The following is a 7399-nucleotide window of genomic DNA, read 5'->3' as shown; positions in this document are numbered from 1 at the left end:
ATGCACGAGGGCCGGCACACCCCGGCCGCCGGTTTCGCCGGCACCCAGGTGCTGCCGCACCCCGGCGATGCCTCCGGCACGACCCAGATCCCGCAGCCGATCCTGCCCGCCGGGTACGGCGGCGGGGACGACGGCGGCTTCGAGGGGCACGGCAACCGGGGCAGCGGCCGCGGCAAGCTGTGGATCCTCGCCGTCCTCGCGGTGATCGCCATCGCGGCGGGCGTCGCGCTGGCGATGCAGAACACCGGCTCGGACAACAACGGCCCCGGCACGACCCAGTCACCGACCGCGACGAAGTCCACCAAGGACGACACGGCCAGCGAGACGCCGAGCGACCAGGCGAGCGACCAGGCGACGGACACGGCCACGGGCGACGGCTCCGGGGACAACTCCGGCTCGAACTGGACGCCGTCGTACTCGCCCTCGTACACGCCGTCGCCGAGCTACAGCCAGCAGCCGACGAGCGAGCCCACGAGCGAGCCGACGTCCCAGGCGCCGACGGATCAGCCGAGCGACACGGCGTCCCAGCCGTCGCAGCCGACGGAGCCGACGGCCGGCATCACCGACGGCCTGGGCGGGAACTGACCCGGCCCGGCGGATCACCTTTCACACGCGCGGGGAGCCGTCCCACGGCTCCCCGCGCGCGTGCCCGCGTGAGCCCGTGACGCCGCCCGTGATGCCGTTCGTTACGCCGCCGTGACGCCGCCCGTGATGCCGTTCGTTACGCCGCCGTGACGCCGCCCGTGATGCCGTTCGTTACGCCGCCCTGATGCCGCCCGTGATGCCGTTCGTGGGCGTGCCCGCCCGGCCGTGTGCCGGTCAGCCGTTTCAGTCCGCGAACGCCCCGCACACCGCGTCGTACTCCCGTGTCCACCACACCGCCAGCGCCGAGGCCGCCGGGAACTGGGGGTCGGCGCGGGTGTCGCCGCGTTCGTAGTGCCAGCGCAGCATCCAGAAGTCGTTCAGGCGCTCCCACCACACGCGGTGCACGGCCGCGGCGAGCTGGGACGGCGTGGCGCCGGCCGCGCGCCGGTACGCGCGCGCGTAGGCCCGCACCTTCGGCAGGTCGAGCGTCCCGGCGGGCTGCACGAAGAAGATCGCGGCGGCGCGTACCGCCTCCTCCGCGCGGGGCCGGAGGCCCAGCCGGTCCCAGTCGACGATCGCGGCGGGCGCGTCGCCCCGGTAGAGCAGGTTGAACGGGTGGAAGTCGCCGTGCACCCAGCCCACCGAGGCGCCGCGCGGCGGACGCCGGTCCGCGTGCCGCTCCAGCAGCGCGCGCCGCTCCAGCAGACGGTGGCGGGCCAGTTCGTCGAAGGCGTCGGCGGGGTGGTGGCGGCGCACCCGGGCGAGCAGGTCGTCGATGAGGGTGAAGGTGTCGGCGGGGTCGGCGCTCTCGGCCGGTTCGGCGCGCGCCCGCCGGTGCGCCGGCATCACGTGCTCCAGCCCGGCGTGCACCCGCCCCAGCAGCCCGCCCAGCCGTCCGCACTGTCCGGTGCCGAGCTGCCCGCCGTGCCGGTGGCGTCCCTCGATCCACGGGTGCAGGGCGTACGCGTGCCCGCCGACGACGGCGACCGTGCGCCCGTCCCGGCCGGCCAGCGCGGGCGCCACCGGGACGCCCAGGTCGGCCAGGCGCTGGGTGGCGCGGTGCCGGCGGGCGATGGCGGCCGGGTCGGCCGTCTCGGGGTCGAAGTGGTGCTTGAGGAAGTACCGGCCGACGGTGGTGCGCAGGCGGTAACCGCGGTTGAGCAGGCCCTGGTCGACGGGCTCGCAGGCGAGGGCCGAACCGGCCGCGAACTGGCGCAGCAACGGGCCCAACGGGGGCGCGTGAGGCACCTGGGGTGGTACAGAGGAGCGCGGCACGCCCCGATGCTAGGGCACCGGCCGAGCCCGTGAGCTGCACGTTGTCACAGTCTGTCGCATTCGATCACGAAGGGTGCTCGAAGTGGCGTCGCGCACCTGACACGCGTCCCGACGCGCGTCCCGACGCGTGGCCCGACGCGCGTACCGAGGCCTGTCCTGACGCGTGTCTGACGCCCGCACCTGACGAACCGCGCCGCGCCCGCGTGACGAACCGCCTCCGAAGCGGTGAACTCTTCCCGTGACCTGGGTCACCGGGATAACGTGCCGTTGTTCCGGCCCCCTGCAAGGCTGTGACCAGCGGCTGTTCCCGGCTGACGCGATTTACTTGGAAATCCAAGCAAAATCGCAGGTCAGGAGGTGTTTCACAGAAGTGTGGGGCACTGGGTAACGTGCCTCTTGCAGGGCGCTCGCCGGGGCACCTGTCACGCCTGTCCCCAACGAGCCACCCACCCTGTGCGCCCGCGGGACGGCAGGCGAGCCGCTTCCCCGGGCTCCTGAACGGAGCTGGGGGGACACCCAGGCACCCGGCGAACCCGGGAGCCGGACCGACGGAGGAGCACACGTGACCGTGGAGAGCACTGCCGCGCGCAAGCCGCGACGCAGCGCCGGTACCAAAAGCACGGCCGGCAAGCGAACGACCGGCCGGAAGTCGCCGGGCACCGAGCCCGGACTCGTACAGCTGCTGACGCCCGAGGGCGAGCGCGTCGAGAACGCCGAGTACGACCAGTACGTCGCCGGCGTCACCCCCGAGGAGCTGCGCGGCCTGTACCGCGACATGGTGCTCACCCGCCGCTTCGACGCCGAGGCCACCGCACTGCAGCGGCAGGGCGAGCTGGGCCTGTGGGCCTCGCTGCTCGGCCAGGAGGCCGCCCAGATCGGCTCCGGCCGGGCGCTGCGCGACGACGACTACGTCTTCCCGACCTACCGCGAGCACGGCGTCGCCTGGTGCCGCGGGGTCGACCCGACCAACCTGCTCGGCATGTTCCGCGGCGTGAACAACGGCGGCTGGGACCCGAACAGCAACAACTTCCACCTGTACACGATCGTCATCGGCTCCCAGACGCTGCACGCGACCGGGTACGCGATGGGCGTCGCCAAGGACGGCGCGGACTCGGCCGTCATCGCGTACTTCGGCGACGGCGCCTCCAGCCAGGGCGACGTCGCGGAGTCCTTCACCTTCTCCGCGGTCTACAACGCCCCGGTGGTGTTCTTCTGCCAGAACAACCAGTGGGCGATCTCCGAGCCGACCGAGAAGCAGACCCGCGTGCCGCTGTACCAGCGCGCGCAGGGCTACGGCTTCCCCGGCGTCCGCGTCGACGGCAACGACGTCCTCGCCTGCCTGGCGGTCACCCGATGGGCGCTGGAGCGCGCCCGGGCCGGCGAGGGCCCGACGCTGGTCGAGGCGTACACGTACCGCATGGGCGCGCACACCACCTCCGACGACCCGACCCGCTACCGGGGCGACGACGAGCGGCAGTCCTGGGAGGCGAAGGACCCGATCCTGCGGCTTCGCCGCTACCTGGAGGCCGCAAACCACGCGGACGAGGGATTCTTCGCGGAACTGGAGACCGAGAGCGAGACGTTGGGCAGGCGAGTGCGCGAAGCGGTCCGCGCCATGCCCGACCCGGACCGTTTCGCCATCTTCGAGAACGTGTACGCGGACGGGCACGCGCTCGTCGACGAGGAGCGAGCGCAGTTCGCCGCCTACCAGGCGTCGTTCGCGGACGAGTCCGAAAGCGGCTTCGCCGCGGGAGAGGGGGTCTGACATGGCTGCGGAGAAAATGGCCCTGGCCAAGGCGATCAACGAGTCGCTGCGCCGTGCCCTGGAGTCCGACCCCAAGGTCCTGATCATGGGTGAGGACGTCGGCAAGCTCGGCGGCGTGTTCCGGGTGACGGACGGCCTGCAGAAGGACTTCGGCGAGAGCCGCGTCATCGACACCCCCCTCGCCGAGTCCGGCATCGTCGGCACGGCGATCGGTCTCGCGCTGCGCGGCTACCGCCCGGTGGTGGAGATCCAGTTCGACGGCTTCGTCTTCCCGGCCTACGACCAGATCGTCACGCAGCTGGCGAAGATGCACGCGCGCTCGCTCGGCAAGGTCAAGATGCCGGTCGTCATCCGCATCCCCTACGGCGGCGGCATCGGCGCGGTCGAGCACCACTCGGAGTCCCCGGAGTCGCTGTTCGCGCACGTGGCGGGCCTGAAGGTGGTCAGCCCCTCCAACGCCTCCGACGCGTACTGGATGATGCAGCAGGCCATCCAGAGCGACGACCCGGTGATCTTCTTCGAGCCGAAGCGGCGCTACTGGGACAAGGCCGAGGTCAACACCGAGGCGATCCCCGGCCCGCTGCACCGGGCCCGGGTCGTCCGCGAGGGCACCGACCTCACCCTGGTCGCCTACGGCCCGATGGTGAAGCTGTGCCAGGAGGTCGCCGACGCGGCCGCCGAGGAGGGCAGGTCCCTGGAGGTCCTGGACCTGCGCTCGGTCTCCCCGCTGGACTTCGACTCGATCCAGGCCTCGGTGGAGAAGACGCGCCGCCTGGTGGTGGTGCACGAGGCCCCGGTGTTCTTCGGCTCGGGCGCGGAGATCGCCGCCCGCATCACGGAGCGCTGCTTCTACCACCTGGAGGCGCCGGTCCTGCGGGTCGGCGGCTACCACGCCCCGTACCCGCCGGCCCGCCTGGAGGAGGAGTACCTGCCGGGCCTGGACCGGGTGCTCGACGCCGTCGACCGCGCCCTGGCGTACTGAGGAGAAGGTCGTGACGACGATGACGGAAGCGTCCGTACGCGAGTTCAAGATGCCGGACGTGGGCGAGGGGCTCACCGAGGCCGAGATCCTCAAGTGGTACGTCCAGCCCGGCGACACGGTCACCGACGGCCAGGTGGTGTGCGAGGTCGAGACCGCCAAGGCGGCCGTCGAACTGCCCATCCCCTACGACGGTGTGGTCCGCGAGCTGCACTTCCCCGAGGGCACCACGGTGGACGTGGGCACGTCGATCATCGCGGTGGACGTGTCGGGGGGCACCGCCGTCGCCGCCCCGGCCGCCACCGCCGCGCCGGAGCGGCAGGAGGAGCCGAAGCCGCAGGGCCGCCAGCCGGTCCTGGTGGGCTACGGGGTCGCGACGTCCTCCACCCGGCGCCGTCCTCGCAAGGGCCCGGAGACCACGGCGCCCGTGCCCGCGCCCGCAGCCCCCGCGCCCGCGGCTCCAACGGTGCTGAACGGCCACGGGACGGCCCCCGCCGCGGCCCCCGCGGCGCCGCAGGAACGCCCGCTGGCCAAGCCACCGGTGCGCAAGCTGGCCAAGGACCTGGGTGTTGACCTGGCGACGGTGACGCCGTCCGGCCCGGACGGCATCATCACCCGCGAGGACGTGCACGCGGCGGTCGCGGCGCGGACCGTGACGCCCGAGCCGGCCGTGGAGGCGCCCGCCGCCCCCACGCCCGCCCCCGCCCCGGTGTTCGACACGGCCCGCGAGACCCGCGTCCCGGTCAAGGGGGTCCGCAAGGCCACGGCGGCGGCGATGGTCGGCTCGGCGTTCACCGCCCCGCACGTCACCGAGTTCGTGACGGTGGACGTGACCCGCACCATGCGGCTGGTCGAGGAGCTCAAGCAGGACAAGGAGTTCGCGGGCCTGCGCGTGAACCCCCTGCTGCTGATCGCCAAGGCCCTGCTGGTCGCCATCCGGCGCAACCCGGACATCAACGCGTCCTGGGACGAGGCGAACCAGGAGATCGTCCTCAAGCACTACGTCAACCTGGGCATCGCGGCGGCGACCCCGCGCGGCCTGATCGTCCCGAACATCAAGGACGCCCACGCCAAGACGCTGCCGCAGCTGGCCGAGGCCCTGGGCGACCTGGTGGCCACCGCCCGCGAGGGCAGGACGTCCCCGGCGGCCATGCAGGGCGGCACGGTGACCATCACCAACGTCGGCGTCTTCGGCGTCGACACCGGCACGCCGCTGCTCAACCCCGGCGAGTCCGCGATCCTCGCGGTCGGGGCGATCAAGCTCCAGCCGTGGGTCCACAAGGGCAAGGTGAAGCCCCGCCAGGTCACCACCCTCGCCCTGAGCTTCGACCACCGCCTGGTGGACGGCGAACTCGGCTCCAAGGTCCTCGCGGACGTCGCCGCGATCCTGGAACAGCCCAAGCGGCTGATCACCTGGGCATGACGGGCGTCACCCGATAGTCTCGGAGGCCCGGAGGGGACGGCCGCAACTTCAGCTTGCGACCGCCCCCTCCGTCTTTTGCTCCGTCAGGACTGATTGAGTACGTACACCGGCGCCCCGTCCTCCGTACCGCCCTGCGAGCGGATGCAGGCGTGCTTCTGCAGCAGGCGGAGGCATTCGTTGACGCGGCGCACCGGGAGTCCCGTACGAGCCGCGATCGCTTCCAGCGGCTCGCGGAGTTCACCCTGTTCGACCAGGACCGGGGCGATGACCACGGCCACCGTCCACACGTCCTCCGTCACCGACAGCCGGTGCCGCCAGTCGGCCAGCACGGACTCCGTGGTGGGCAGCACCGCGAGGCGCCCGTCAGGAGCCCGGCGCCCGAGGACGCCACCGTCGAGCCGGTCCGCGATCCGCTCCATCGCCCGAACCATGGCCTGCTGCACGGCAAGTGTGGCCTTCTGCGTCGCCAGCACCTCCCGCTGCAGGGTGACTGTCTCTTTCTGCAGCGTGAGCGATTCGTGCTGTGCGTTCGCAAGCTCCTCGTCCACCTGAAGGTTGTGCGCCTCGAGCCGCACGATGGCCTCCGCGACCTGGTCCGGCATGGCATACACGACCGGGGCACTCGGATCGGCGGGCTGCACCTCCGCCTCTTCGAGGGCGTAAGAGCCTTCTCGCTGCACTGTCTCGATCACCTCCGCGGCCCACTGCTTGAACGGCTCGCAGGACGGCTTCGTACAGGCCTGGGCGAGGCGGATCAGACCCTGCAGAGAAATGACATTCAGGTCTCGGCGCCACTCCCTGCCTGCGGGAATGCTGAGACCATAACCTCCAGTTAGGGTCTCAAGACTCTCTCGGTGGTCCTCCGGCACATGGTCGGAGAGCGCCTTCTGCGGGTTGGTGTGACCCAACTGCTTGCACACATCCACCGCCGGGAACCAGTGGGTCCCGTCCGGCATGGTCAGCCGGCGCACCCGGGCGCCGGTCGCCGCGTAGACGAAGTCGCTGACGTCGATCGCCTCGTGCCGGCCGACGTGTTTCGCTTGCTTGTCGGGTTCGTTCATGTGAACCACCTCCGCCGCGGAACGTAAAGCGGAGCAATTCGAATATGCCAGCCGATGCCGTGATGTTCACGATTGCGAGCGAAGATCACGTATTCCGCTTGCAGGTAGAGCAGTTGAGCGTGCCTGTCCTCAACTGCCCCAGCTTGGCTCATCGCCGCTGTGGAACAGCCAAAGCCGTTGATCACCTGGGCGTGAGGCCTACCAAGAACTGAGAGAGGGGGGGGTGGGGCAAAAAAAGGTATTGTGTGTCGCCCGACTGTAAAAGAGGGGGGCCGGTGGCGCCAATAAGGGGTGTGGTGGAGGGAGAACAA

Annotated in this window: 5 protein-coding genes and 1 pseudogene; 4 read left to right on the top strand and 2 right to left on the bottom strand. The window is 71.3% G+C overall.

What is annotated here, in order from left to right; translation table 11 throughout:
• Window positions 1-585 (top strand): annotated as a pseudogene (locus AB0G63_RS38725) (serine/threonine protein kinase); the annotation flags it as partial.
• Window positions 586-828: 243 nt separating this feature from the next.
• Here AB0G63_RS38725 and AB0G63_RS38720 read toward each other — a convergent pair.
• On the bottom strand, window positions 829-1833 hold the full coding sequence (locus AB0G63_RS38720; RefSeq protein WP_360760491.1) for a phosphotransferase: 1005 nt from the start codon (window positions 1831-1833) through the stop codon (window positions 829-831).
• A 589-nt stretch (window positions 1834-2422) separates the two neighbouring features.
• Here AB0G63_RS38720 and pdhA point away from each other — a divergent pair.
• From pdhA to AB0G63_RS38705, 3 genes are read left to right on the top strand one after another with little or no spacing between them, the layout of a single operon-like run.
• Window positions 2423-3625 (top strand): pyruvate dehydrogenase (acetyl-transferring) E1 component subunit alpha, encoded by a 1203-nt coding sequence (gene pdhA / locus AB0G63_RS38715; RefSeq protein ID WP_360760488.1) that lies wholly within the window; start codon window positions 2423-2425, stop codon window positions 3623-3625.
• Window position 3626: 1 nt separating this feature from the next.
• Window positions 3627-4607 (top strand): alpha-ketoacid dehydrogenase subunit beta, encoded by a 981-nt coding sequence (locus tag AB0G63_RS38710; RefSeq protein WP_360760485.1) that lies wholly within the window; start codon window positions 3627-3629, stop codon window positions 4605-4607.
• A gap of 10 nt (window positions 4608-4617) precedes the next feature.
• On the top strand, window positions 4618-6027 hold the full coding sequence (locus AB0G63_RS38705) for a dihydrolipoamide acetyltransferase family protein (RefSeq protein ID WP_360760483.1): 1410 nt from the start codon (window positions 4618-4620) through the stop codon (window positions 6025-6027).
• 83 nt (window positions 6028-6110) lie between these two features.
• Here AB0G63_RS38705 and AB0G63_RS38700 read toward each other — a convergent pair whose 3' ends face one another.
• Window positions 6111-7088: a BRO family protein gene (locus tag AB0G63_RS38700; RefSeq protein ID WP_360760480.1), complete on the bottom strand. Its 978-nt coding sequence runs from the start codon at window positions 7086-7088 to the stop codon at window positions 6111-6113.
• Window positions 7089-7399 lie beyond the last annotated feature (311 nt).

This window comes from Streptomyces sp. NPDC020996, assembly GCF_040641355.1.
GTDB lineage: Bacteria > Actinomycetota > Actinomycetes > Streptomycetales > Streptomycetaceae > Streptomyces.
Note: the sequence above shows the minus strand (reverse complement) of the source record. Positions and strands in the feature narration are given on the sequence as shown.

What these genes read in the sequence shown, in the direction of transcription:
- AB0G63_RS38710 (WP_360760485.1), top strand. Translation starts at nt 3,627, where the DNA reads ATGGCTGCGGAGAAAATGGCCCTGGCCAAGGCGATCAACGAGTCGCTG.
- AB0G63_RS38700 (WP_360760480.1), bottom strand. Translation starts at nt 7,088, where the DNA reads ATGAACGAACCCGACAAGCAAGCGAAACACGTCGGCCGGCACGAGGCG.